This window comes from Pseudomonas sp. PDM21, assembly GCF_014852505.2.
Lineage (GTDB): Bacteria > Pseudomonadota > Gammaproteobacteria > Pseudomonadales > Pseudomonadaceae > Pseudomonas.
In genome coordinates this window covers 5,168,645-5,193,752 of record NZ_CM181223.1, presented here as the reverse complement: position 1 = coordinate 5,193,752, position 25,108 = coordinate 5,168,645, and the positions used below count along the sequence as shown (strand labels likewise).

Genomic DNA, 25,108 nt, shown 5'->3' with positions numbered 1-25,108 from the left:
GATTACTCCTTGGTCAGGCCGTTGAATGCCTGGGCAGTGGGAGTGGGCGCCTGCAGCATGGCGCTCAGTTCATCGCGCGCTCGCAGTCGGGCCTGGGTCATCGCCTCGCAGGTCTGCGCGACGCCGTACACCGTTCCGCCGTACACGTTCAGCACGCTCTCAGGGCGAACGCCCCGCAACTTGCTGGCGGCCTTCTTGGCTTCTCGGCGCTTGGCGAAGGGGCCGCACACACCGAAGGGCAGGACTGGCCGGCGCTCATCGAGGACGAAGAAGTAGCCAACGGCCTGGCTGCGCTTAGGAGCAAATGCCTTCATGCCACACCTCCCTGCGCCAGCGCCTTGGATGGGCCAGTGCTGAGAATGTCGCGAGCATCGTGAGCAGCGCCTACATGGCGATGGCGCCAGCAGAAGTTGGAGGACAGCACCTGGACGTTTTCCAGATGGGCGCCGAGCTCTTGGCTGAGCGGCGATTGCCAACCGCCTACCGCGGGAATGACGACAAGCCGGATAAGGTTGGCCAAGTGCTCGAACTCCGCGCGAGCGGCGTTCATGTAGGCCATGTCCATGTCGCTGAGGCGAGCGTCGCCGAGCAGTTCGATGAAGCCGAGGTGATTAACTTGCTGCATGGTCCACCCCCTGCGCTTCGAGCGCGCGGACTTTGGCCATGGCGGCGTTGTAGCGAGCGAGACGAACAGAGAGGGAGGAATCGGCACGGAGTGCGGCCAGGGCGATAGCCCGGAGAGCTGCAGCATGTGCAAGCGGATTGCGGGTGTGCATGGGTGTAGCTCCAATTTCGTTGTAGGAGCTGCCACGTACCGTCGCCAAACGGTAGGAGGTGGCAACTGTGCGCAGGTTGGCGAACCGGGGAAATTGGAACCCGGCAGACCCGAGGGTCTCCCACGCACAGCCGCCACCATAGAGCGACATAGCAGGCACAAAAAAAGCGCCAGCAATGGTCTTGGGGCGCTTGTGCGCCAACTTCATTTCCGAGTCGCCAAACCCGGTCACGGGATTTACCGTGACGGGCAAACCATACCCCTGGCGGGAGGTGAGCGCAAGGGCGTCCATTTGCACATCGCACCTCACGGCGAAATCAGGCGTGAGCCAGCGGGCGAAGGCAATGGCCAGTTTCGAACGGGTCCACTTTCCGCTACCAGTGTTGGTCGATTTCCGTTCGGTGATGACAACGTCGGTGCAGTTGTTCAATTCGGGGCGGAAACCCGAATTGACGCCGAAGCTCACAGCCTGGCCTTCAAATTTTGCGGGGATAGTTCGAGCGATCATGCGACGGCCCTCCCTGCGTTCTGAGGCAGCGCGCCGATGTAGTACAGCGCTACCCACTGATGCTTGCGGCCGTGCTCGTCGGTCTTGGTTATCAGATGGGTCTTGATCGGATAGCCGCGGTCGCAGAAGTCTTGGGTGCCTGCGGCGGGGGGGAGGATGTCGAACTCGGTTCGCTCGCTCAAGGTATCGATGGGGCTCTCCTGGACCCGAGCCAAGAGGCGAGCGCGTTGCGCTTCAGTCGCGCTGCCAGAGGTCTGCATTTAGACAACCTCCCCGCGGCTCTCCGCAATGCGTGCCTCGCACCACTGGATAATCTCGTCCTCGATCCATACCGCGGACTTGGGGCCGAGCATGATCTGTTGGGGGAATTTTCCAGCGCCGATTCGGCGGTAAATTTCGGAGGTGGAGAGAGTGGTCAGGGATTTGACCGACGCCAGTTTGATGAAGCGACGCTGAGTCGCGGACTGCACTTGGGAAGGAGCGGAGAGCTTGCTTGCAGTAGCCATCGTTCGTGCCTCCTTGGGCGTGATTGGTAACGATGGCTACGGATTGAATCTCCCTTGGAGTAGTGACATACAACACTGACATGCTGACGTGTCAGTACGTCACGATCTACTGTCACCTCTCGTTGGGCGCGTCTGCCGGTCTGATCGCGGCGGCGAGCGTGTCTGTAGTGCGATTCGGTGCATCCATCCCTAATTGTTCGGCAATGAAACTGGAGACAGTTTTCTGAAGGGGAGGGCGTTGCTTGTCGTAGTCCACCCAGAAAAGGGCGGCAGCCTTCCTCATCGCCTCGATACGGTCCGTCACATAAGGAAAAGCAGCAGCCGACACCGGGTCTGGTGTGCCTTTTAGAATCCCCTCCGGCATGTCTTTCTGCAGCATGGCCCCATGTCGAGGAACCCAAGCGAGTCCGAGCGGCTCGATGTAATCCAGCAAGCTTCCAGGGTTGAAGGTGATGAGGTCATCACTCACTTGGTAATACTGCTCGTCGGCGCGCTGGCACATCACCACGCTGGGAAAGTCGCATCGGTCCAGATAATCGATAAGGTCCCTGGTGGAAACTCTCGTGGTATCTGAGCCCGCAACCCAGCAAACCTGCTGCGGTAGTACGGCACTTTCTGTGTGGTCTGCGATGAGTTGGAACAATTTCCGAACATGTAGGACAGCGTCCAGTTTTCCGCAGGAGAATTCTGCAGGAGCGCCCTCAACGATCATTTCTCTGAGAGTGATAGGCGATTATCGGCGTCCTATCGCGTTTTTGAACTCCAAAGCCATTATCTTCTCCTGTTGCCTTAAAAATGCGCCAACTCATTGAGCATTGATCGAGTCAGCCCAAGCCTGCATCATCTCGCGCCGTTGCTCGAGGTAAGTTGCGTGGTTGTAGGTATCACGCATCTCGTCCTTATCACCGTGCGCTAGCTGCTTTTCGATCCAATCTCGGTTGTAGCCTCGGCTGTTCAGCTCGGTGCTGAGCAGGTGCCGGAAACCGTGACCGGTCTGCCTATCCTTGTACCCAGCTTCGCTCAGCGCCTTATTAATAGTGTTCTCGCTCATCGGGCGCTTGGTGTTGTTTCTGCCCGCGAAGACCAGTTCATATTCCCCGGTGACCTGGTGCAGTTCCTTGAGGATTGCGACGGCCTGGCGGGGGAGGGGGACGACGTGGGGGCGGCGAGCCTTCATCCGTTCCTTCGGAATTGTCCAAGTGGCCTTCTTCAGATCGAACTCGCTCCAGGGCGCCATACGGAGTTCACCAGGTCGAACTGCTGTGAGCACCAGCAAGTTGATTGCATGCTTGGTCAGCAGGTTAATTCGTGCCTCCTCGATTCGCTGCAGTAGCTGGGGAAGCTCTTGGAATGAAACGTGGGGGTGATGCCTGAGCGTGGGGCCATGAGCAGCGACTACGTCCAGATCCGTGGCAGGGTTCAGCTCGATTACTCCCTTGGCCAACCCGTAGCGGAAGATCTGGCTAAGCCACTGACGCGACTTCTTCGCGACGTTGAATGCGCCGCGCGCCTCGATGCTTCGAACCAGCGCTACCAGATCCGGCCGGGTGATTGCCTTGAATGGTTTCTTGCCCAGCGCTGGAATCAGGTCCGATTCGAGGTAGGCCATGGTTTTGTCTGCGGTGGATTTAGCCCACCGCGGGCGACGGTACTCATGCCACTCGCGAGCTATTACCTCAAAGGTGAGGCTGTCGATTATCTCCGCCTCTCGCTGCGCCTTTCGCTCTAGGGAGGGGTCTTTGCCCTCGGCTAGTTGCTGGCGTGCATCGTCGCGCTTCTTGCGCGCCTGCAGCAGGGTTACCGTTGGATAGGTGCCGAGTGCCAGCCCTTTCTCAGTTCCCCGCACCCGGTACTTGAGCCGCCACAGCTTCGAACCGTTGGGATTGATCAGCAGGTAGAGGCCCTGAGCGTCGCTGAGCTTGTACGGCTTTTCCTTCGGCTTGGCCGCCTTGATGGCGCTATCAGTCAGAGGCATCGGGGCCTCCCGCGGGGACGGCGTGAAGGAAGGCGCGAATGGCTGCTGTCTGGGCTGGGTTGAGATTGAGTATTTGCGCTGTGGTTTCGATGGTGAGCGCGCCATCCAGTGACATAACCAAGCGGAAGGCCTTCGCCCTTGCACGTTGATTCTGTTGCTCAGCTTTCGCCTCCTTCCGCACTGCGCTCGGATCGAGGCCGGCTTTCAGCATTGCGCGAGCTTCATCTCGAGCTTGGAGTGCTTGCTCCAAAGAGACAGCAGGGAAGGCGCCCAGGGAGATCCTGTTTTCCTTGCCGCCGAACCGGTATTTGAGGCGCCACAGTTTCGAGCCGTGGGGGTTCACCTCCAGGAAGAGGCCGGCGCCGGCGCTTACCTTATAGGGGCGGTCTTTGGGCTGCAGGGCTGAGAGGCCCGAGTCGTCTAGGGTTGCGCTCATTCTGGGGGAATCGTCGGTGACCGAACTCAGATTCCCCCATATATGCCCCCAAATCGATGGGCTTACAAGGGTTTGGTTGGGAATTGCAGGCAACAAAAAACCGGCCAGAGGGCCGGTTCTTCGTGGGTCTCGGGATTTCTTGGGAAGTCCTGAAACTATGTGGTGGTGCCCCGGGAGAGACTCGAACTCTCACTCTGTCGCCAGAAACGGATTTTGAATCCGCCGCGTCTACCATTCCGCCACCGAGGCAATGGCGCGGCAGTATAGGGAGGCGCTCTGCGCCGGTCAATCGGCTCGCATGGTCAGAAATCGGCATATCCAGTAAGATGTGCGCCCCTTCGAGAAAGCTCCCCCATGCGCGTCGCTGACTTTCATTTCGACCTGCCCGAGGCGCTGATCGCCCGCCATCCGCTACCTGAACGCCGCTCCAGCCGTCTGCTGGTGCTGGACGGTCCGAGCGGCGAGCTCAGCCACCGGCAATTCGCTGACATCCTCGGCTTCCTCAAGCCGGGTGACCTGATGGTGTTCAACAACACCCGGGTAATCCCTGCCCGCCTGTTCGGCCAGAAGGCTTCCGGCGGCAAACTGGAAATCCTCGTGGAGCGCGTGCTGGACAGCCATCGCGTGCTGGCACACGTGCGCTCCAGCAAATCGCCCAAGCCGGGATCGAAGATCCTCATCGACGGCGGTGGCGAGGCCGAGATGCTGCAGCGCCATGACGCGCTGTTCGAACTGGGCTTCAGCGAGGACGTGTTGCCGCTGCTGGAGCGCGTCGGCCACATGCCGCTGCCGCCCTATATAGACCGCCCGGATGAAGACGCCGACCGCGAGCGTTACCAGACCGTCTATGCCGAGCGCGCGGGCGCCGTGGCGGCACCGACCGCCGGCCTGCACTTCGACGAGGCGCTGCTGGAGTCGATCCGCGCCAAGGGCGTGGATACCGCGTTCGTCACCCTGCACGTCGGCGCCGGCACCTTCCAGCCGGTACGCGTGGAGCGCATCGAAGACCACCACATGCACAACGAATGGCTGGAAGTCAGCCAGGATGTGGTCGACGCCGTGGCCGCCTGCAAGGCACGCGGCGGTCGCGTGGTCGCCGTCGGCACCACCAGCGTGCGTTCGCTGGAAAGCGCGGCCCGTGACGGCGTGCTCAAGCCGTTCAGTGGCGACACCGATATCTTCATCTTTCCCGGGCGGCCGTTCCATGTGATCGACGCCCTGGTCACCAACTTCCACCTGCCCGAATCCACCCTGCTGATGCTGGTCTCCGCCTTCGCCGGCTACCCCGAAACCATGGCCGCCTATGCGGCGGCGGTGGAGCAGGGCTATCGCTTCTTCAGTTACGGCGATGCCATGTTCATCACCCGCAACCCGGCACCGCGCGGCCCCGAGGACTGATCCATGAGCTTCATGAAATTCGAACTGCTGGCCACCGAGGGCAAGGCCCGTCGCGGCCGCCTGACCTTCCCCCGTGGCGTGGTGGAAACCCCGGCGTTCATGCCGGTGGGTACCTACGGCACCGTGAAGGGCATGCTCCCGCACGATATCGAGGGCATCGGCGCGCAGATCATCCTCGGCAACACCTTCCACCTGTGGCTGCGTCCGGGCACCGAAGTGATCCAGAAGCACGGCGACCTGCATGACTTCATGCAGTGGAAGGGGCCGATCCTCACCGACTCGGGCGGCTTCCAGGTGTTCAGCCTGGGCGCGCTGCGCAAGATCAAGGAGGAGGGCGTGTACTTCGCCTCGCCGGTGGACGGCGCCAAGGTCTTCATGGGCCCGGAAGAGTCCATGGCCGTGCAGCGTGCGCTGGGCTCGGACATCGTGATGATCTTCGACGAGTGCACCCCGTACCCGGCCGAGTTCGACGTCGCCAAACGCTCCATGGAGCTGTCGCTGCGTTGGGCCAAACGCTCGAAAACCGCCCACGGCGACAGCCCGTCGGCGCTGTTCGGCATCGTCCAGGGCGGCATGCACGAAGAGCTGCGCATGCGCTCGCTCGAAGGTCTGCAGGAAATCGGCTTCGACGGCCTGGCCATCGGCGGCCTGTCGGTGGGCGAGCCCAAGGAAGAGATGATCCGCGTACTGGACTTCCTGCCGCGGCACATGCCGGCTGACAAACCTCGTTACCTGATGGGTGTGGGCAAACCCGAAGACCTCGTGGAAGGTGTGCGCCGGGGCGTCGACATGTTCGACTGCGTCATGCCCACCCGCAATGCGCGCAATGGCCACCTTTTCGTTGACACCGGGGTGATCAAGATCCGCAACGCGGTGCACAAGCACGATGAGTCTCCGCTGGACCCGACCTGCGATTGCTACACCTGCAAGCACTTCTCCCGCGCCTACCTCTACCACCTGGACAAGTGCGGCGAAATGCTCGGCAGCATGCTCAATACCATCCATAACTTGCGGCATTATCAGCGGCTTATGGCTGGTTTGCGCGAGGCAATCCAACAGGGTACATTGGCGAACTTTGTCGACGCCTTCTACGCCAAGCGCGGCCTTCCCGTGCCGCCGCTGGCGGACTGACCTTATTCATCGAAAAAGCTTTGAGACAGGAGTTTCCAATGAGTTTTCTGATTCCCGCTGCCTACGCTGACGCCGCAGCTCCCGCCGCTGCTGCAGGCCCGGCCGGCACTGGCTTCGAGTGGATTTTCCTGGTCGGTTTCCTGGTCATCTTCTACCTGATGATCTGGCGTCCCCAGGCCAAGCGCTCGAAAGAGCACAAGAACCTGCTGTCCGGCCTGCAGAAGGGCGATGAAGTCGTCACTTCCGCCGGTATCGCCGGCAAGGTGACCAAGGTCGCCGAGGACTTCGTCGTCGTCGAGGTTTCCGACAACGTCGAGCTGAAGTTCCAGAAGGCCGCGATCGCCGCGACCCTGCCGAAAGGCACCCTGAAGGCGATCTGATCCTCCACCTAGAAACCCAACCGACGGGGCGCAAGATGCGCCCCGCGTCATAACGGGCGGTGTCATGCTCAACAAGTATCCCCTGTGGAAGTATCTGCTGATCCTGGCGGTCCTGGCCGTCGGTTTCATCTATTCCGCACCCAACCTCTATCCGGACGATCCGGCCGTCCAGATCAGTGGCGCGAGCACCGCGTTGCAGGTCACCCAGGCCGACGTCGACAAGGCCAGCAAAGCGCTCGCCGATGCGGGCATCGCCGTCAAGGCCGGCTCGCTGGGCAAGAACAGCGGCCTGATCCGTCTGGTCAAGCAGGAAGATCAGTTGCCGGCCAAGGACATCGTCCGCCGCGCGCTGGGTGACGACTATGTGGTCGCCCTGAACCTCGCCCAGACCACGCCGAACTGGCTGCGCAACATTGCCGCCCACCCGATGAAGCTGGGCCTCGACCTGTCCGGTGGTGTGCACTTCCTGCTGGAAGTGGACATGGAAAAGGCAGTCGACGCTCGTATGAAGGTGTACGAGAACGAGGTCAAGAGCGCCCTGCGTAAGGAGCGCGTGCGCTACCGCAGCCTGCCTGTGCAGGACGGCGGCATCCAGCTGGGCTTCACCGAAGAAGCCGACCTGGACAAGGCCAAGTCGATCATCGCCAAGGATTTCCGCGATTTCGAAACCGCCCAGAGCGAGCGTAATGGCATGCAGGTCCTGCGCCTGGCCATGACCGCCACCAAGCTGGCCGAAATCCGCGAATACTCGATCAAGCAGAACCTCACCACCGTTCGCAATCGCGTGAACGAGCTGGGCGTGTCCGAGCCGCTGGTACAGCGCCAGGGCGCCAACCGCATCGTCGTCGAGCTGCCGGGCGTGCAGGACACCGCTGAAGCCAAGCGCATCCTCGGCAAGACCGCCAACCTGGAGTTCCGCCTGGCCGCCGAGCCGGATGCGATCAAGTCCTCCACCGAGACCTTCGATTTCCGCGAGCCGCGTCGCCCGCCGGCGAGCCTGGAGCGTGGCGTGATCATCACCGGTGACCAGGTCACCGACGCCAGCGCCAGCTTCGACGAGAACGGCCGTCCGCAGGTGAACATCCGTCTGGATGGCCACGGTGGCGAGCTGATGAACCGCGCGACCCGCAACAACGTCGGCCGCAGCATGGCTGTGGTGTTCATCGAGCAGAAGCCGATCACCCGCTACACCAAGCAGGTCGTCGACGGCGTCGAGCAGGAAGTTGCTGTTCCGGCGTTCAAGGAAGAGAAACAGATCATCAGCCTGGCGACCATCCAGTCGCCGCTGGGCAACCAGTTCCGCATCACCGGCCTGGATGCCCCGGGCGAGTCCTCGGAACTGGCCCTGTTGCTGCGCGCCGGTGGCCTGGCTGCGCCGATGTACTTCGCTGAAGAACGCACCATCGGCCCGAGCCTGGGTGCTGACAACATCGCCAAGGGTATCGACGCTTCCCTGTGGGGTATGGTCTTCGTTTCCCTCTTCATCATCGTCATCTACCGCTTCTTCGGCGTGATCGCCACCGTCGCCCTGGCCTTCAACATGGTCATGCTGGTGGCGCTGATGTCGATCCTCGGTGCGACCCTGACCCTGCCGGGTATCGCGGGTATCGTGCTGACCATGGGCATGGCGGTGGACGCCAACGTGCTGATCTTCTCGCGGATACGCGAGGAACTGGCGGCGGGCATGTCGACGCAGCGAGCGATCCATGAAGGCTTCAACCGTGCCTTTACCGCGATCATCGACGCCAACCTGACTTCGCTGCTGGTCGGCGGCATCCTCTACGCCATGGGCACCGGCCCGGTGAAGGGCTTCGCCGTGACCATGTCCCTGGGTATTCTCACCTCGATGTTCACTGCCATCATGGTCACCCGCGCAATGGTGAACCTGATCTACGGCGGCCGCGACGTTAAGAAGCTGTGGATCTAAGGGGCCAGAGATGAATATCAAGATCGGTACTATCAACTTCATGGGCGTGCGCAACATTGCGTTCGCCGCGACCCTGATCCTGACCCTGATCGCCCTCGGCAGCTGGGTCTTCAAAGGCATCAACTTCGGCCTGGACTTCACCGGCGGTACGTCGATCAAGCTGACCTACGAGCAGCCTGCCGACCTCTCCAAGGTGCGTGAGCAACTGGTCGCCGCTGGTTATAGCGAAGCCGTGGTGCAGAGCTTCGGTGACACCCGTGACGTCCTGGTGCGCATGCCCAGCGAAGACCCGGAACTGGGCAAGAAGGTCGCCACTGCGCTGCAGAAAGCCGATGCTTCCAACCCGGCCAAGGTCAACGGCGTCGAGTATGTCGGTCCGCAGGTGGGTGAAGAGCTGCGCGACCAGGGCGGCCTCGGCATGCTCCTGGCGCTGGGCGGCATCCTCCTGTACGTAGGCTTCCGCTTCCAGTGGAAGTTCGCCCTGGGTGCGATCCTCTCGCTGATCCACGACGCCATCATCGTGATGGGCGTGCTGTCGTTCTTCCAGATCACCTTCGACCTGACCGTGCTCGCCGCAGTACTGGCGGTGGTGGGTTACTCGCTGAACGACACCATCGTGATCTTCGACCGGGTGCGCGAGAACTTCCGCGTACTGCGCAAGGCCAGCCTGATCGACAACATCAACATCTCGACCAGCCAGACCCTGCTGCGGACCATCGCCACCTCGGTGTCGACCCTGCTGGCGATCGCCGCTCTGCTGTTCTTCGGCGGCGATAACCTGTTCGGTTTCTCCATTGCCCTGTTCGTCGGTGTGATGGCGGGTACCTACTCGTCGATCTACATCGCCAACGTGGTACTGATCTGGCTGAACCTGTCCACCGAGGACCTGATTCCGCCGCCGAGCAAGGAAGTCGACGAGCGCCCGTAATAGAGCGTTTCCGGTCTTTCAGAGAAAACTCCCGCTTCGGCGGGAGTTTTCATTTGTAGGTGCTGTGTCACGGAATGGTCGGAACTTCTTACAAATCGATTGCTCCAAGGCAAGGTAAAGGGCGAGGCCCGATATGAGAAGAAAGACCAGGAGAACCCTATGAACAAGTCGTTGCTAATCGGTACCGTGCTGGGCGCTGTAGGCGTGACTGCCGGTGGCGCCGTGGCTACCTACAGTCTGGTGGACCGCGCGCCGCAATACGCCGAGGTGCTCGCCGTTCAACCGGTCAAGGAAACCATCAAGAATCCGCGCCAGGTCTGCAAGGACGTGGCAGTGACCCATCAGCGTCCGGTCAAGGACACCCACCAGATCGCCGGTACGGCGATCGGCGCCATCGCTGGTGGCCTGCTGGGCAACCAGATCGGCGGCGGCAACGGCAAGAAGATCGCCACCGTGGCGGGCGCCATTGGCGGCGGCTACGCGGGCAACAAGGTGCAGGAAGGCATGCAGGAGCGTGATACCTACACCACCACCGAATCCCGTTGCAGCACTGTCAACGACACCAGCGAGAAGGTCGTCGGTTACGACGTGAAGTACCTGATCGACGGCAAGGCCGGCCAGGTCCGCATGGACCGCGATCCGGGCTCGCAGATCCCGCTCGACAAGAGCGGTCGACTGATCCTGGGTCAGCAATAAGCAGTCGCCAGGTGTGGAGCGAGGAGGGCGCCCGATGGGCGCCTTTTTCTTTTGCTCTATGTGGGAGTGAGCTTGCTCGCGAATCGGCCAAGGCTGTGGCTACGGATGGAAAGGCTTCGCGAACAAGCTCGCCGCCTCAGGATTTGGATTATCGCAGGCACAAAAAAGCCCGGCATTGCCGGGCTTTTTCTGTCGTGGCTCAGGCTCAGCGCTTGAGCGACGGCGGCAGGTGCGGCTGGATGCTGGTCAGCAGCGCCTTGAAGCACTTGGTGTTGCCGGCGACGATCTGGCCTTTCTCGAGGAACTCGTGACCGCCGGTGAAATCGCTCACCAGGCCGCCCGCTTCCTGGATCAGCAGGGCGCCAGCGGCCATGTCCCACTCGGACAGACCGAACTCCCAGAAGGCGTCGTAGCGGCCGGCGGCAACGTAGGCCAGGTCCAGGCTGGCGGCGCCGGCGCGGCGGATGCCGGCGGTCTGGCCGACCAGGCTGCGGAACATGCCCAGGTAGGCGTCCAGGTTATCCATCTGGCTGTCGCGGAACGGGAAGCCGGTGCCGAGCAGGGCGCCTTCCAGGCTCTTGCGGTTGCTGACGCGCAGGCGACGGCCGTTCAGTGCGGCGCCACGGCCACGGCTGGCGGTGAACTCTTCCTGGCGGACCGGGTCGAGGACCACGGCGTGCTCGAGGCGGCCGCGGTATTTGCAGGCAATGCTGACGGCGTAGTGCGGAACACCGTGGATGAAGTTGGTGGTGCCATCCAGCGGATCGATGATCCACAGGTAGTCGGCGCCTTCGCCGCTGCCTTCGAGCACGCCGCCTTCTTCGCCCATGATCCCGTGGTTCGGGTAGGCCTTGCGCAGGGCGGTGACGATGGAGAGCTCGGCCGCGCGGTCGACTTCGGTGACGTAGTCGTTGGCTTCTTTCTCGTTGACCGACAGGGTATCCAGGCGTTCGATGGAGCGGAAGATCAGTTCACCGGCGCTGCGAGCGGCGCGCAGGGCGATATTCAGCATAGGCTGCATGGAGAGGTCACCTGGGTCGTTAAAGAAAGCCGGACATTCTAGCAGAAAGCCATGGAGTTAATAGAGCGACCTGTCGCCTGCGTGGCGCAAGCCCCACTGCTGCGGTAGGATTCCCTCCCTTTTTCGCTTTTGTGTGGAGTCGCGCGTTGCTCGACAAAATTCGCGTGGTGCTGGTCAACACCAGCCATCCCGGCAATATCGGCGGTACGGCCCGTGCGATGAAGAACATGGGCCTGTCGCGCCTGGTCCTGGTTGATCCGATGGATTTCCCCAGTGGCGAAGCGCGCGCCCGTGCCTCCGGTGCCGATGACATCCTTGATGCGGCCGTGGTCGTGCCCACGCTGGAAGATGCCCTGGCTGGCTGCAGCCTGGTGCTCGGCACCAGTGCGCGCGATCGCCGCATCCCCTGGCCGTTGCTCGACCCCCGCGAGTGCGCCACCACCAGCCTGGAACACGTCCAGCAGGGCGGTGAGGTTGCGCTGGTGTTCGGTCGCGAGTACGCCGGTCTGACCAATGAGGAACTGCAGCGATGTCAGTTCCACGTGCACATCCCGGCCAATCCCGAGTTCAGCTCGCTGAACCTGGCGACGGCGGTGCAGGTGCTGGTCTATGAGGTGCGCATGGCCTGGCTGGCCGTTCAGGGGCAGCCCACCAAGCAGGAGAAGGTCGAGTCCACTGCCATGCTCAACAGCGTTCCGGTGACGTCGGACGAGCTGGAGCGCTTTTACGCGCATCTGGAGTCGACCCTGGTGGACATTCAGTTCCTTGACCCGCAGAAGCCGCGCCACCTGATGTCGCGCCTGCGCCGCCTGTATGGCCGTGCCGGTGTCAGCAAGCTGGAGATGAATATCCTGCGGGGTATTCTCACCGAGACACAGAAAGCTGCCCGCGGGGAGCTTTCCAAGCGGAGTGATGAAGATGTTTGAGCGTGTACGCGAAGATATCCAGAGCGTATTCCATCGTGACCCGGCGGCGCGCAATGCCTTCGAGGTGCTCACCTGCTATCCGGGTCTGCATGCCGTCTGGCTGCATCGCCTGGCTCATGGTCTTTGGGCGTCCGGCTGGAAGTGGCTGGCGCGCATGGTGTCGAATTTCGGTCGCTGGATGACCGGCATCGAGATCCATCCGGGTGCGAAGATCGGTCGCCGCTTCTTCATCGATCACGGTTTGGGCATCGTCATCGGCGAAACCGCCGAGATCGGCGACGATGTGACCATCTATCAGGGCGTCACGCTGGGCGGCACCAGCTGGAACAAGGGCAAGCGTCACCCGACCCTGGCCGACGGCGTGGTGGTGGGGGCGGGCGCCAAGGTGCTCGGTCCGTTCACCGTCGGTGCTGGCGCCAAGGTGGGTTCCAATGCCGTGGTTACCAAAGAGGTGCCGCCTGGTGCCACTGTGGTGGGTATTCCCGGCCGCATCATCGTCAAGGATGACGCGGATCAGGCCGCCAAGCGCCAGGCCATGGCAGAAAAGCTCGGGTTCGATGCCTACGGGGTCAGCCAGGACATGCCCGACCCGGTGGCCCGTGCCATCGGTCAGTTGCTCGATCACCTGCAGGCGGTCGATGGCCGACTGGAGGGCATGTGCAAGGCTCTGACAGCTCTGGGTAGCGACTACTGTGCGAAAGATCTTCCGGTTCTGCGGGAAGAGGACTTCGCCGGCGTCAAGGACGAGGAGAGCAGCAAGTCGGCGCAGTGATGCGCCGGCCCTTGCATTGCTGCTACAATATGCCGCCGTTCGCTGGCTAATTCCGACTAAATTAATAGGTCTTATAGTTGACTTAAATAGTCGGAAAAGAGCATACTCCCGCCATACCAGCGATTCTTCCGGATTTCCCCATGCGATTGACCACCAAAGGCCGCTATGCCGTCACCGCCATGCTCGATCTGGCGTTGCACGCCCAGCGTGGCCCGGTTTCTCTCGCCGATATCTCCGAGCGCCAGGGTATCTCCCTGTCCTACCTGGAACAGCTGTTCGCCAAGTTGCGCCGTGGCAACCTGGTGGTCAGCGTGCGTGGTCCGGGCGGCGGCTACCAGCTGTCCCGCGACATGACCGGCATCCACGTCGCCCAGGTGATCGATGCAGTCAACGAGTCGGTCGACGCTACCCGCTGCCAGGGGCAGGGCGACTGCCACTCCGGCGATACCTGCCTGACGCATCACTTGTGGTGCGACCTCAGCCAGCAGATTCATGAGTTCCTCAGCGGCATCAGCCTGGCCGACCTGGTCGAGCGCCGCGAAGTTCAAGAGGTCGCCCAGCGCCAGGACGAGCGTCGCTGCTCGGGCACCAAGCCGCTGCGCCTCGACAAGATTGAAGCGTCCGCCATCGATTGAGCGAACGCCCGCCTGTAGGAGTTACCTGATGAGATTGCCGATTTACCTCGACTACTCCGCCACCACCCCGGTGGATCCGCGTGTCGCTCAGAAAATGGCCGACTGCCTGCTGGTTGACGGCAACTTCGGCAACCCGGCTTCGCGCTCCCACCTCTTCGGCTGGAAGGCCGAGGAAGCGGCTGAGAACGCCCGTCGCCAGGTCGCCGAACTGGTCAATGCCGACCCCCGCGAGATCGTCTGGACTTCCGGTGCCACCGAGTCCGACAACCTTGCCGTCAAGGGCGTCGCGCACTTCTACGCGACCAAGGGCAAGCACATCATCACCTCGAAGATCGAGCACAAGGCGGTTCTGGATACCTGCCGCCAGCTGGAGCGCGAAGGCTTCGAAGTGACCTATCTGGAACCGACCCCCGAGGGCATCATCACCCCGGCGATGGTCGAGGCCGCCCTGCGTGACGACACCATCCTGGTTTCGGTCATGCACGTGAACAACGAAGTCGGCAGCATCAACGACATCGCCGCCATCGGTGAGCTGACCCGCGCCCGCGGCATCCTGCTGCACGTCGACGCTGCTCAGTCGGCCGGCAAGGTGGACATCGACCTGGAGAAACTCAAGGTCGACCTGATGTCCTTCTCTGCCCACAAGGTCTACGGCCCCAAAGGCATGGGCGCTCTTTACGTGCGCCGCAAGCCGCGCGTACGCCTGGAAGCCCAGATGCACGGTGGCGGCCACGAGCGCGGCATGCGTTCGGGCACCCTGGCGACCCATCAGATCGTTGGCATGGGTGAGGCCTTCCGCATCGCCAAGGAAGAAATGCACCAGGAAATGGCCCGCATCGAAGGCCTGCGCAAGCGCTTCTTCGATCAGGTACAGGACCTGGAAGAGCTGTACCTCAACGGCAGCCCGACTTCCTACGCGCCGAACATCCTCAACGTCAGCTTCAACTACGTCGAGGGCGAGTCGCTGATGATGTCGCTCAAGGATCTGGCCGTTTCGTCCGGTTCCGCCTGCACCTCGGCCTCGCTGGAGCCGTCCTACGTGCTCCGCGCCCTGGGTCGCAACGACGAACTGGCGCACAGCTCCATCCGTTTCAGCTTCGGTCGCTTCACCACCGAAGAAGAGGTCGATTACGCCGCCAAGAAGGTGGTGGAAGCCGTTTCCAAGCTGCGTGAACTCTCGCCGCTGTGGGATATGTTCAAAGAGGGTGTCGACCTGTCCAAGGTCGAATGGCAGGCCCACTGACCCGCCCCGTAGAAGTGAGGATTAGCCATGGCTTACAGTGACAAGGTCATCGACCACTACGAAAACCCGCGCAACGTCGGCAAGCTCAACGCCGAAGATCCGGACGTCGGCACCGGCATGGTCGGCGCGCCGGCCTGCGGCGACGTAATGCGCCTGCAGATCAAGGTCAACGAGCAGGGCGTCATCGAAGATGCCAAGTTCAAGACCTACGGCTGCGGTTCGGCCATCGCCTCCAGCTCCCTCGCCACCGAGTGGATGAAGGGCAAGACCCTGGACGAAGCCGAATCCATCAAGAACACCACCATCGCCGAAGAACTGGCCCTGCCGCCGGTGAAGATCCACTGCTCTGTACTCGCCGAGGACGCCATCAAGGCGGCCGTGCGCGACTACAAGCAGAAGAAAGGTCTGCTCTGAAGCGATTCGTTGAGTAAGGAGTTCCCATGGCCATCAGCATGACCGAATCCGCCGCCAACCACGTTCGCCGCTCCCTTGAAGGGCGTGGCAAAGGCGAGGGCATTCGTCTTGGCGTGCGCACCACCGGGTGTTCCGGTCTGGCCTACGTGCTGGAGTTCGTCGACGAGCTGGCAGCCGAGGATCAGGTCTTCGAGAGCCACGGCGTGAAGGTCATCATCGACCCGAAAAGCCTGGTCTACCTCGACGGCACCGAGTTGGACTTCACCAAGGAAGGCCTCAACGAGGGCTTCAAGTTCAACAACCCGAACGTGCGCGGTGAGTGTGGCTGCGGCGAAAGCTTCAACGTCTGAGGCTGGGTGTGGGTAGTCCCTGTCACTTCGCGCTGTTCGACCTGCAGCCGGGCTTCCGGATCGATCTGGAAGCCCTTGGCAATCGCTACCGTGAGCTGGTGCGAACCGTCCACCCGGACCGTTTCGCCGATGCTTCCGAGCGCGAGCAGCGACTGGCGCAGGCCAAGGCCGCTGAACTCAACGATGCCTACCAGACGCTGAAGAGCGTTCCGCGTCGTGCCCTGTACCTGCTGGCCCTGCGCGGCGATTCGCTGCCGCTGGAAGCCACGGTGCAGGACCCGGAGTTCCTCCTGCAGCAGATGCAGCTGCGCGAGGACCTGGAAGACCTGCAGGAAAGCGCCGATCTCGACGGCGTGGCGCAGTTCAAGCGTCAGCTGAAGTCCGCCCAGCAACGGCTGGAAGAGGATTTCGCCGATTGCTGGGATGACGCCGCCCGCCGCGACCTGGCCGAACGCCTGGTGCGTCGCATGCAGTTCCTCGACAAGCTGGCGCAGGAAGTGCGACAGCTGGAAGAGCGACTCGACGATTAATCCGCGCGGCCCGCGCCGCGCCCGATAGCCTGATTAGAAACCGCATGGCCCTACTGCAGATCGCCGAGCCCGGACAAACCCCCCAGCCGCACCAGCGTCGTCTGGCTGTGGGGATCGACCTGGGCACCACGAATTCCCTGGTCGCTGCCGTGCGCAGCGGCGTCGCGGCTCCGTTGCCGGACGACCGCGGCGAAGTGATCCTGCCTTCGGCGGTGCGTTACCTCGCCGATCGCATCGAGGTGGGTGAGAGCGTTCGCGCCACCGCCTCGCAAGACCCGCTGAACTCCATCATCTCGGTCAAGCGCTTCATGGGTCGCGGCCTGGAAGATGTGAAACAGCTTGGCGGCCAGTTGCCGTACCGCTTCACCCAGGGCGAATCGCACATGCCCTTCATCGAGACCGTCCAGGGCGCCAAGAGCCCGGTGGAAGTCTCCGCCGAAATCCTCCGTGTCCTGCGTCAGCGCGCCGAATCCACCCTGGGTGGCGAGCTGGTGGGTGCGGTGATCACGGTTCCCGCCTACTTCGACGACGCCCAGCGTCAGGCCACCAAGGATGCTGCGCGTCTGGCCGGCCTGCACGTGCTGCGCCTGCTCAATGAGCCGACCGCAGCCGCCGTTGCCTACGGCCTGGACAAGAACGCCGAAGGCCTGGTCGCCATCTACGATCTGGGCGGCGGTACCTTCGATATCTCCATTCTGCGCCTGACCCGTGGCGTCTTCGAAGTCCTGGCTACCGGCGGCGACACCGCCCTGGGTGGCGACGACTTCGACCATGCCATTGCTGGCTGGATCATCGAGCAGGCCGGAATCTCGGCCGACCTCGATCCGGGCGCCCAGCGCCGTCTGCTGCAGACCGCCTGTGCCGCCAAGGAAGCCCTGACCGATAGCGCCAGCGTTACCGTCGCCTACGACAGCTGGACCGGCGAGCTGACTCGCGCCCAGATGGGCTCCCTGATCGACCCGATGATCCAGCGCAGTCTCAAGTCCTGCCGCCGTGCGGTGCGTGATTCCGGCATCGAGCTGGAGGAAGTCAGCGCCGTGGTCATGGTCGGTGGTTCCACCCGCGTGCCGCGCGTTCGCGAGCTGGTGGGTGAGCTGTTCGGTCGCGAGCCGTTGACCGATATCGACCCGGACCAGGTGGTCGCCATCGGCGCCGCCATCCAGGCCGATGCCCTCGCCGGCAACAAGCGCGGTGAAGAGCTGCTGCTGCTGGATGTGATTCCTCTGTCGCTCGGCCTGGAAACCATGGGCGGGCTGATGGAGAAGGTGATTCCGCGCAACACCACCATCCCGGTGGCACGTGCCCAGGAGTTCACCACCTACAAGGATGGCCAGACGGCCATGATGATTCATGTGCTGCAAGGCGAGCGTGAGCTGGTCAAGGACTGCCGGTCCCTGGCGCGCTTCGAGCTGCGTGGCATTCCGCCGATGGTGGCGGGCTCGGCGAAAATCCGCGTCAGCTTCCAGGTCGATGCCGATGGCCTGTTGGGTGTTTCCGCCCGCGAGCTGTCCTCCGGCGTCGAGGCGAGCATCCAGGTCAAGCCGTCCTACGGCCTGACCGACGGCGAGATCGCCCGCATGCTGCAGGATTCCTTCCAGTACGCCGGCGACGACATGGCTGCCCGCACGTTGCGCGAGCAGCAGGTCGAGGCTCAGCGCCTGCTGGAGGCCGTGCAGTCCGCGCTGGACGCCGATGGCGAGCGCCTGCTCGACGCTGATGAGCGCCTGGTCATCGATGCCGGCATGGATTCGCTGCGCGAGCTGGCTACCGGCAGCGATGCCACTGCCATCGAACTACAGATCAAGCGTCTGTCCCAGCTGACCGACGCCTTTGCCGCGCGCCGTATGGACGCCACCGTCAAAGCCGCACTGGCCGGTCGCCGGCTCAATGAACTCGAGGAATAAGCGAAGATGCCGCAGATTGTCTTTCTGCCCCACGCCGAACACTGCCCCGAAGGCGCGGTGATCGAAGCCCAGCCGGGCGAAACCATCATGAAGGCGGCGCTGCGCAACGGCATCGAGATCGAGCATGCCTGCGAGATGTCCTGTGCCTGCACCACCTGCCATGTGGTCGTGCGCGAAGGCTTCAACTCCATGGAAGCCTCCGACGAGCTGGAAGACGACATGCTGGACAAGGCATGGGGTCTGGAGCCGGATTCGCGCCTGTCCTGCCAGGCCGTGGTCGGCGAGACCGATCTGGTGGTGGAAATTCCGAAATACACCATCAACCAGGTGTCCGAAGGTCACTGAGGCGGAGCGCTCACATGAGTCTGAAATGGGTTGATGTGCTCGAAATCGCCATCCAGCTGGCCGAATCCAAGCCGGACGTCGATCCGCGCTACGTGAATTTCGTCGATCTGCATCGCTGGGTGCTGGCATTGCCGGAGTTCAGCGACGATCCCTCCCGCGGTGGGGAGAAGGTGCTGGAAGCCATCCAGGCCGCCTGGATCGAAGAAGCCGACTGAGGGTGCGGCTCACCAGAGCCGCGTACCCATTTTTCATGAACCCGCGTATAATTCGCGGGTTTTATCTTTAGGTGAGCTGTCGAAAATTTCCCCGGGGGAATTTTCCAGTCGCCGGCCCTGTCGCAGTCGGGCCGGTTTCGCGGCTTCCGCCCCACGGGCGCAGCGCGCGGCAAACCCTAGAATCGCAGGAGCTCCTGGCCACGCCAGGGGCTTCTTGGCATTACCAACCTTGCTTTTCGGAGTTATTTCCATGGCCCTGCAACGTACCTTCTCCATCATCAAGCCCGACGCCGTTTCCAAGAACGTCATCGGCGAAATCCTGACCCGCTTCGAGAAAGCCGGCCTGCGCGTTGTCGCTTCCAAGATGGTTCAGCTGTCCGAGCGCGAAGCTGGCGGTTTCTACGCCGAGCACAAAGAGCGTCCCTTCTTCAAGGACCTGGTTTCCTTCATGACCTCCGGTCCGGTCGTTGTTCAGGTTCTGGAAGGCGAAGACGCCATCCTGCGCAACCGTGAACTGATGGGCGCTACCGATCCGAAGAAAGCCGACGCTGGCACCATCCGCGCCGACTTCGCCGTTTCCATCGACGAGAACGCCGTACACGGTTCCGACTCGGAAGCTTCGGCTGCCCGCGAAATCGCTTACTTCTTCTCCAGCACCGAGGTGTGCGAGCGCATTCGCTAATCCAGGCGAATGAGCGAGGGTGAATCCATGACTGATACCGCTGTAAAGGCCAACCTGCTGGGCATGACCAAGCCCCAGCTCGAGGAATTCTTCGAGTCCATCGGTGAAAAGCGCTTCCGCGCCGGCCAGGTGATGCAATGGATTCACCACTTTGGCGCCGTCGACTTCGGCGCCATGACGAACGTCGGCAAGGCCTTGCGCGAAAAGCTCGAGGCCGTTGCCGAAATTCGCCCTCCGGAAATCGTCAGCCAGGACATTTCCGCTGACGGTACCCGCAAGTGGGTGGTGCGTGTGGCCTCGGGCAGTTGCGTCGAGACCGTGTACATCCCGCAAGGCGGCCGCGGCACCCTGTGCGTGTCGTCGCAGGCCGGTTGCGCGCTGGACTGCAGCTTCTGCTCCACCGGCAAGCAAGGCTTCAACAGCGACCTGACCTCCGCCGAGATCATCGGCCAGGTGTGGATCGCCAACCAGTCGTTCGGGACCATCCCGGGCAAGATCGACCGTGCCATCACCAACGTGGTGATGATGGGCATGGGCGAGCCGCTGCTGAACTTCGACAACGTCGTGACCGCCATGAGCATCATGATGGAAGACCTCGGCTACGGTATTTCCAAGCGCAAGGTGACCCTGTCCACCTCAGGCGTGGTGCCGATGATCGACAAGCTCGCCGAGGTGACCGACGTGTCCCTGGCCCTGTCGCTGCACGCACCCAACGACGAACTGCGCAACAAGCTGGTGCCGATCAACAAGAAGTACCCGCTCGAGATGCTGCTCGATTCCTGCTACCGCTACATCACGCGCCTGGGCAAGGAGCGCGTGCTGACGATCGAGTACACCCTGCTGGCCGGCGTCAACGACCAGCCCGAGCATGCTGAGCAGCTGATCGCACTGCTCAAGGATTTCCCTTGCAAGATCAACCTGATTCCGTTTAATCCGTTCCCGCATTCCGGTTACGAGCGTCCGAGCAACAATGCCATTCGCCGTTTCCAGGACATGCTGCACAAGAGCGGCTTCAACGTGACCGTTCGTACCACCCGTGGCGATGATATCGATGCCGCCTGTGGTCAGCTGGTAGGCCAGGTGATGGACCGCACCCGCCGCAGCGAACGCTATATTGCCGTACGTCAGCTGGCGGCCGATGCCGACCAGACCGCGCCTGCTACCAACCGAAACTGAACTAGGGAGGATTCCGATGACCCTGCGCGCCGCGCTGTGCTTACTGTTGGCAACCGTGCTGACGGGTTGCGTGACGACTGGTAAACAGGATCCTCTGAAGACCGAGAAGGGCCGGGACGAGGCGCGTGACGCCTATATCCAGCTCGGCATCGGTTACCTGCAGATGGGCAACACCGAGCAGGCCAAGGTGCCGCTGCGCCAGGCCCTGGATCTCGACTCTTCCAGCGCCGATGCCCATGCTGCCCTGGCCGTGGTCTATCAGGTCGAGAAAGAGCCCAAGCTCGCCGAGAGCGAGTTCCGCAAGGCGTTGTCCTCGCGCTCGGGCGATGCGCGCATCCTGAACAACTACGCGGGTTTCCTGTTCGAGCAGAAGCGTTACCAGGAAGCCTACGACACCTACATGAAGGCCACCGAAGACGGCCTCTATTCCGAGCGTTCGCGCATCTTCGAGAACCTCGGCCTGGTGAGCATGAAGCTCAACAACCGCGCTCAGGCCAAGGAATACTTCGAGAAGGCCATTCGCCTGAACCGCAATTCGACGGGTGCGCTGCTCGAACTGGCTGACCTGACCTACCAGGACCGCGAGTACGTGCCGGCTCGCGGCTATTACGAGGAATACCTCAAGCGGGGCCCGCAGACCGCGCGCAGCCTGTTGCTGGGGATTCGACTGGCCAAGATCTACGACGACCGGGATACCGCTGCCAGCTACGGGCTGCAACTCAAGCGCCTGTATCCCGCTTCTCCTGAATACCAGGCATACCAGGCGGATAAATGATGAATACGTCGCAGTCCGATGTCATCGGCACGACCCGCGCCAACCCTGGCGAAACGCTGCGCCAGGCGCGCGAGAACAAGGGCTGGAGCACCGCTCAGGTCGCCGGCCAGCTCAACCTGACCGAAAACGCCCTGCGTTCGCTGGAACAGGGCTCGTTCGAGCAGTTGCCGGGTCACACCTTCGCCCGTGGTTACATCCGTGCCTACGCCAAGCTGCTGGGTATGGACCAGGCCCAGATGGTTACCGCCTTCGACCAGTACACCGGCACCGACGCCACTGGCAGCAACGTCCAGGCACTCGGCCGTGTCGTCGAGCCGGTACGCCTGTCGCGTAACCTGCTGCGCCTGTTCAGCCTGGCGCTGCTGGCCGTACTCATCGGCTTCGGCTACTTCTGGTGGCAGGAGCGTTCTGCGCGCCCGGCCGAGACTGGCAGCCTGAACATGGAGCATGTCGAGGTCGAGAGCGCCGACGGCACCACCGAAATCCACACCCTCGACGAGCCGGAAGACCAGGCTGTCGCCGAGGACCAGGCCAACACTCCGGCGGTTCCCAGTGAGCCGGCCGGCGACAACGGCAGTGCCGAGGTTCCGGCCGAAGGCACTCCGCCGCTCGCTGCAAGCCCGTCAGTACCCGGCGCCCCGACCGCTGCCGAAACCGCTCCGGCGCAGGCGCCCGCGGTTCCGGCTCAGCAACCGGCTGCGCAGCAGCCCGTCGCTCCGGCCAGCCCGGTTGCTCCGGTTGCCCCTGTGGCTCCGACCGAGGCGCCTGCCGCCCCGGTGGTCGCTTCCGCAGGACAGGGCGTGGTCAAGGTTCAATTCAGCGCCGATTGCTGGACCCAGGTGACCGATGCCGACGGCAAGGTTGTCCTTGAGGGCCTCAAGCGCAAGGGAGATTCACTGGAAGTCGCCGCCAAGGCGCCAGTCCAGCTGCGACTGGGCTTCGCCCAGGGCGCCCAGGTCAGCTACAACGGCCAGCCGGTCGAAGTCACGCCGGCGCGCGGTGGCACCGCTCGCCTGAAGTTGGGTGGACAGTAAGATGCATTGCGAGTCTCCGATCAAACGCCGCCTGTCCCGCAAGATCTGGGTAGGTAACGTGCCGGTGGGTGGGGATGCTCCCATCGCCGTGCAGAGCATGACCAACACCGATACCCTCGATGTGGCCGCCACCGTGGCCCAGATCCGTCGTCTGGAAGACGCAGGCGCCGACATTGTCCGCGTCTCCGTGCCAGACATGGACGCCGCCGAGGCGTTCGGCAAGATCAAGCAGCAGGTCAAGGTGCCGCTGGTTGCCGACATCCACTTCGACTACAAGATCGCCCTGCGCGTGGCCGAACTGGGCGTCGACTGCCTGCGCATCAACCCCGGCAACATCGGTCGCGAAGACCGCGTTAGGGCCGTGGTGGATGCCGCCCGCGAGCGCAATATCCCGATCCGCATCGGCGTCAACGCCGGCTCCCTGGAGAAGGACCTGCAGAAGAAGTACGGCGAGCCGACCCCTGAGGCGCTGCTGGAATCGGCCATGCGTCATGTCGATCACCTCGACCGTCTGGACTTCCAGAACTTCAAGGTCAGCGTGAAGGCCTCCGACGTGTTCATGGCCGTCGCCGCCTACCGCCTGCTGGCCAAGCAGATCGAACAACCCCTGCACCTGGGTATCACCGAAGCCGGTGGCCTGCGTTCGGGCACCGTGAAGTCGGCCGTCGGCCTGGGCATGCTGCTCGCCGAGGGCATCGGCGACACCATTCGCATCTCGCTGGCCGCCGACCCGGTGGAAGAGATCAAGGTCGGCTTCGACATCCTCAAATCACTGCGCCTGCGCTCCCGTGGCATCAACTTCATCGCCTGCCCGAGCTGCTCGCGGCAGAACTTTGATGTGGTCAAGACCATGAACGAGCTGGAAGGCCGTCTGGAGGATCTGCTGGTGCCGCTGGACGTCGCCGTGATCGGCTGCGTGGTCAACGGTCCGGGTGAAGCCAAGGAGGCCCACATCGGCCTCACCGGTGGCACGCCGAGCAACCTGATCTACATCGACGGCAAGCCGGCGCAGAAGCTGCAGAACGATAACCTGGTGGATGAGCTGGAACGGCTGATCCGCGAAAAAGCGGCCGAGAAGGCCGAGGCCGACGCCGCACTCATCGTGCGCGGCTGACCGCAACAAGGATCCTAAGTGAGCAAGTCCCTGCAAGCCATCCGTGGCATGAACGACATCCTGCCGGACCAGACCCCGGCCTGGCGCTATCTGGAACGCACCTTCGCCGGCCTGCTGGACCGCTACGGCTACAGCGAGATCCGCCTGCCGATCCTCGAGTTCACCGAACTCTTCGCCCGCGGCATCGGCGAAGGCACCGACGTGGTCGACAAGGAGATGTACACCTTCCTAGACCGCAACGGCGAATCTCTGACCATGCGTCCGGAAGGCACTGCGGGCTGCGTGCGCGCCGTGCTGGAGCATGGCCTGTCGGGCGGTGGCCAGGTACAGAAGCTGTGGTACACCGGCCCGATGTTCCGCTACGAGAAGCCGCAGAAAGGCCGCTACCGCCAGTTCCACCAGATCGGCGTGGAAGTCTTCAACCTGCCCGGTCCGGACATCGACGCCGAGCTGATCATCCTCACCTGGCGCTTGTGGCAGAAGCTGGGCATGGCCGACGCCGTGACCCTGCAGCTGAACACCCTGGGCTCCAGCGAAGCCCGCGCGCGCTATCGCGACGACCTGGTGGCCTACCTGCAGGAGCGCTTCGAGCAGCTGGACGAAGACAGCCAGCGCCGCATGACCACCAACCCGCTGCGCATCCTCGACAGCAAGGTCGAGAGCACCCAGGCCCTGCTGGTCGGCGCGCCGAGCCTGCACGACTACCTGGACGAAGAGTCGATCGCCCACTTCGAGGGCCTGAAGGCCCGTCTGGACGCGGTCGGCCTGCGCTACGAGATCAACCAGAAGCTGGTGCGTGGCCTGGACTACTACTGCCGCACCGCTTTCGAGTGGGTCACCGACAAGCTCGGCGCCCAGGGCACTGTCTGCGGCGGGGGCCGCTACGACGGCCTGGTCAGCCAGTTCGGCGGCAAGCCGACTCCGGGCGTGGGCTTCGCCATGGGCGTGGAACGCCTGGTCCTGCTGCTGGAAACCCTGGGCGTGGTGCCCGCCGAGCTGAACCGCCCAGCCGATCTCTACGTCTGCGCCTTCGGCGAGCCGGCGGAGCTGGCTGCACTGACCCTGGCCGAACAGCTGCGCGAGGCCATTCCGGGCCTGCGCCTGCTGGTCAACGCCGGCGCCGGCAGCTTCAAGAGCCAGTTCAAGAAGGCCGACAAGAGCGGTGCACAGTTCGCAATGATTCTGGGTGACGACGAACTGGCCAACCGCGTGGTAGGTTTCAAGCCCCTGCGTGGCGAGGGCGAACAACAGAATATCGCCTGGGATGCTCTGCCCGAGCACCTGGCTGCCTGCCTCAAGCAGGCCTGAATCG

31 protein-coding genes and 1 tRNA gene are annotated in these 25,108 nt (G+C 62.9%); 22 read left to right on the top strand and 10 right to left on the bottom strand.

Annotated features, from left to right (window positions below; genetic code table 11):
- Nucleotides 1-2: 2 nt before the first annotated feature.
- The 9 genes from IB275_RS24005 to IB275_RS23965 all read right to left on the bottom strand — a co-directional run bounded on the left by IB275_RS24005 (nt 3) and on the right by IB275_RS23965 (nt 4,449).
- Nucleotides 3-314, bottom strand: a complete 312-nt coding sequence (locus IB275_RS24005; protein WP_192291600.1) for a hypothetical protein — start codon at nt 312-314, stop codon at nt 3-5.
- Nucleotides 311-625 carry a hypothetical protein gene (locus IB275_RS24000; protein WP_192291598.1) on the bottom strand — a complete coding sequence of 105 codons (315 nt, stop codon included), beginning with the start codon at nt 623-625 and terminating at the stop codon, nt 311-313. Before IB275_RS24000 ends, IB275_RS24005 begins: the two co-directional genes overlap by 4 nt.
- Nucleotides 612-1,283, bottom strand: coding sequence for a KilA-N domain-containing protein (locus IB275_RS23995; protein ID WP_192291596.1), 672 nt, complete (start codon nt 1,281-1,283; stop codon nt 612-614). The genes IB275_RS24000 and IB275_RS23995 overlap by 14 nt, the downstream gene beginning before the upstream one ends.
- Complete coding sequence (locus IB275_RS23990) at nt 1,280-1,543, bottom strand: helix-turn-helix domain-containing protein (protein WP_192291594.1); 264 nt, start codon at nt 1,541-1,543, stop codon at nt 1,280-1,282. The genes IB275_RS23995 and IB275_RS23990 overlap by 4 nt, the downstream gene beginning before the upstream one ends.
- The gene (locus IB275_RS23985; protein ID WP_192291592.1) at nt 1,544-1,789 is read right to left on the bottom strand and encodes a helix-turn-helix transcriptional regulator; all 246 of its coding nucleotides are present in this window, start codon (nt 1,787-1,789) and stop codon (nt 1,544-1,546) included.
- Between the two features lie 112 nt (nt 1,790-1,901).
- Nucleotides 1,902-2,291: a hypothetical protein gene (locus tag IB275_RS23980; protein ID WP_192291590.1), complete on the bottom strand. Its 390-nt coding sequence runs from the start codon at nt 2,289-2,291 to the stop codon at nt 1,902-1,904.
- A gap of 303 nt (nt 2,292-2,594) precedes the next feature.
- On the bottom strand, nt 2,595-3,764 hold the full coding sequence (locus tag IB275_RS23975; protein ID WP_192291588.1) for a tyrosine-type recombinase/integrase: 1,170 nt from the start codon (nt 3,762-3,764) through the stop codon (nt 2,595-2,597).
- Nucleotides 3,751-4,200, bottom strand: coding sequence for an Arm DNA-binding domain-containing protein (locus IB275_RS23970; protein ID WP_192291586.1), 450 nt, complete (start codon nt 4,198-4,200; stop codon nt 3,751-3,753). The genes IB275_RS23975 and IB275_RS23970 overlap by 14 nt, the downstream gene beginning before the upstream one ends.
- A gap of 163 nt (nt 4,201-4,363) precedes the next feature.
- Nucleotides 4,364-4,449 (bottom strand) — tRNA-Leu (locus IB275_RS23965).
- A 105-nt stretch (nt 4,450-4,554) separates the two neighbouring features.
- Here IB275_RS23965 and queA point away from each other — a divergent pair.
- From queA to IB275_RS23935, 6 genes are all read left to right on the top strand, one after another.
- Nucleotides 4,555-5,598, top strand: a complete 1,044-nt coding sequence (queA, locus tag IB275_RS23960; protein WP_192291584.1) for a tRNA preQ1(34) S-adenosylmethionine ribosyltransferase-isomerase QueA — start codon at nt 4,555-4,557, stop codon at nt 5,596-5,598.
- A gap of 12 nt (nt 5,599-5,610) precedes the next feature.
- The gene (gene tgt, locus IB275_RS23955) at nt 5,611-6,729 is read left to right on the top strand and encodes a tRNA guanosine(34) transglycosylase Tgt (protein WP_138215487.1); all 1,119 of its coding nucleotides are present in this window, start codon (nt 5,611-5,613) and stop codon (nt 6,727-6,729) included.
- Nucleotides 6,730-6,767: 38 nt separating this feature from the next.
- On the top strand, nt 6,768-7,109 hold the full coding sequence (gene yajC / locus IB275_RS23950) for a preprotein translocase subunit YajC (RefSeq protein ID WP_017522301.1): 342 nt from the start codon (nt 6,768-6,770) through the stop codon (nt 7,107-7,109).
- A 64-nt stretch (nt 7,110-7,173) separates the two neighbouring features.
- Nucleotides 7,174-9,036, top strand: coding sequence for a protein translocase subunit SecD (secD, locus tag IB275_RS23945; protein WP_081515992.1), 1,863 nt, complete (start codon nt 7,174-7,176; stop codon nt 9,034-9,036).
- A gap of 10 nt (nt 9,037-9,046) precedes the next feature.
- Entirely contained in the window at nt 9,047-9,964 is a 918-nt protein-coding gene (gene secF / locus IB275_RS23940) for a protein translocase subunit SecF (RefSeq protein WP_192291583.1), read from the top strand.
- Between the two features lie 159 nt (nt 9,965-10,123).
- The gene (locus IB275_RS23935; protein ID WP_192291581.1) at nt 10,124-10,660 is read left to right on the top strand and encodes a glycine zipper 2TM domain-containing protein; all 537 of its coding nucleotides are present in this window, start codon (nt 10,124-10,126) and stop codon (nt 10,658-10,660) included.
- Nucleotides 10,661-10,865: 205 nt separating this feature from the next.
- Here IB275_RS23935 and suhB read toward each other — a convergent pair whose 3' ends face one another.
- The gene (suhB, locus tag IB275_RS23930; RefSeq protein ID WP_192291579.1) at nt 10,866-11,681 is read right to left on the bottom strand and encodes a type III secretion system regulator SuhB; all 816 of its coding nucleotides are present in this window, start codon (nt 11,679-11,681) and stop codon (nt 10,866-10,868) included.
- 146 nt (nt 11,682-11,827) lie between these two features.
- Here suhB and trmJ point away from each other — a divergent pair, with 146 nt between their 5' ends.
- The 16 genes from trmJ (at nt 11,828) to hisS (ending at nt 25,104) form a co-directional block, all read left to right on the top strand.
- Complete coding sequence (gene trmJ, locus IB275_RS23925) at nt 11,828-12,607, top strand: tRNA (cytosine(32)/uridine(32)-2'-O)-methyltransferase TrmJ (RefSeq protein WP_017522296.1); 780 nt, start codon at nt 11,828-11,830, stop codon at nt 12,605-12,607.
- Nucleotides 12,600-13,379 (top strand): serine O-acetyltransferase, encoded by a 780-nt coding sequence (gene cysE / locus IB275_RS23920; RefSeq protein ID WP_192291577.1) that lies wholly within the window; start codon nt 12,600-12,602, stop codon nt 13,377-13,379. Before trmJ ends, cysE begins: the two co-directional genes overlap by 8 nt.
- A gap of 140 nt (nt 13,380-13,519) precedes the next feature.
- Complete coding sequence (iscR, locus tag IB275_RS23915; protein ID WP_017522294.1) at nt 13,520-14,014, top strand: Fe-S cluster assembly transcriptional regulator IscR; 495 nt, start codon at nt 13,520-13,522, stop codon at nt 14,012-14,014.
- Nucleotides 14,015-14,042: 28 nt separating this feature from the next.
- Nucleotides 14,043-15,257 carry an IscS subfamily cysteine desulfurase gene (locus tag IB275_RS23910; RefSeq protein WP_045210541.1) on the top strand — a complete coding sequence of 405 codons (1,215 nt, stop codon included), beginning with the start codon at nt 14,043-14,045 and terminating at the stop codon, nt 15,255-15,257.
- 27 nt (nt 15,258-15,284) lie between these two features.
- Nucleotides 15,285-15,671: a Fe-S cluster assembly scaffold IscU gene (gene iscU, locus IB275_RS23905; RefSeq protein ID WP_015478505.1), complete on the top strand. Its 387-nt coding sequence runs from the start codon at nt 15,285-15,287 to the stop codon at nt 15,669-15,671.
- A 26-nt stretch (nt 15,672-15,697) separates the two neighbouring features.
- Nucleotides 15,698-16,021, top strand: a complete 324-nt coding sequence (iscA, locus tag IB275_RS23900; RefSeq protein WP_017522292.1) for an iron-sulfur cluster assembly protein IscA — start codon at nt 15,698-15,700, stop codon at nt 16,019-16,021.
- Nucleotides 16,022-16,029: 8 nt separating this feature from the next.
- Nucleotides 16,030-16,551, top strand: coding sequence for a co-chaperone HscB (gene hscB, locus IB275_RS23895; RefSeq protein WP_192291575.1), 522 nt, complete (start codon nt 16,030-16,032; stop codon nt 16,549-16,551).
- A gap of 44 nt (nt 16,552-16,595) precedes the next feature.
- A complete protein-coding gene (gene hscA, locus IB275_RS23890; protein WP_192291573.1) occupies nt 16,596-18,455 on the top strand; it encodes a Fe-S protein assembly chaperone HscA in 1,860 nt (619 codons plus the stop codon).
- 6 nt (nt 18,456-18,461) lie between these two features.
- Complete coding sequence (fdx, locus tag IB275_RS23885) at nt 18,462-18,800, top strand: ISC system 2Fe-2S type ferredoxin (RefSeq protein WP_081515975.1); 339 nt, start codon at nt 18,462-18,464, stop codon at nt 18,798-18,800.
- Nucleotides 18,801-18,814: 14 nt separating this feature from the next.
- On the top strand, nt 18,815-19,015 hold the full coding sequence (gene iscX / locus IB275_RS23880) for a Fe-S cluster assembly protein IscX (protein WP_017522288.1): 201 nt from the start codon (nt 18,815-18,817) through the stop codon (nt 19,013-19,015).
- Between the two features lie 250 nt (nt 19,016-19,265).
- Nucleotides 19,266-19,697 (top strand): nucleoside-diphosphate kinase, encoded by a 432-nt coding sequence (ndk, locus tag IB275_RS23875; protein ID WP_024762960.1) that lies wholly within the window; start codon nt 19,266-19,268, stop codon nt 19,695-19,697.
- Nucleotides 19,698-19,724: 27 nt separating this feature from the next.
- Entirely contained in the window at nt 19,725-20,873 is a 1,149-nt protein-coding gene (gene rlmN, locus IB275_RS23870) for a dual-specificity RNA methyltransferase RlmN (RefSeq protein WP_138215443.1), read from the top strand.
- Between the two features lie 16 nt (nt 20,874-20,889).
- A complete protein-coding gene (pilW, locus tag IB275_RS23865) occupies nt 20,890-21,648 on the top strand; it encodes a type IV pilus biogenesis/stability protein PilW (protein ID WP_192291570.1) in 759 nt (252 codons plus the stop codon).
- Nucleotides 21,645-22,682, top strand: coding sequence for a RodZ domain-containing protein (locus IB275_RS23860; RefSeq protein WP_192291568.1), 1,038 nt, complete (start codon nt 21,645-21,647; stop codon nt 22,680-22,682). The genes pilW and IB275_RS23860 overlap by 4 nt, the downstream gene beginning before the upstream one ends.
- Nucleotide 22,683: 1 nt before the next feature.
- A complete protein-coding gene (gene ispG, locus IB275_RS23855; protein WP_192291566.1) occupies nt 22,684-23,796 on the top strand; it encodes a flavodoxin-dependent (E)-4-hydroxy-3-methylbut-2-enyl-diphosphate synthase in 1,113 nt (370 codons plus the stop codon).
- Nucleotides 23,797-23,814: 18 nt separating this feature from the next.
- Nucleotides 23,815-25,104, top strand: coding sequence for a histidine--tRNA ligase (gene hisS / locus IB275_RS23850; protein ID WP_081515967.1), 1,290 nt, complete (start codon nt 23,815-23,817; stop codon nt 25,102-25,104).
- Nucleotides 25,105-25,108: the final 4 nt, after the last annotated feature.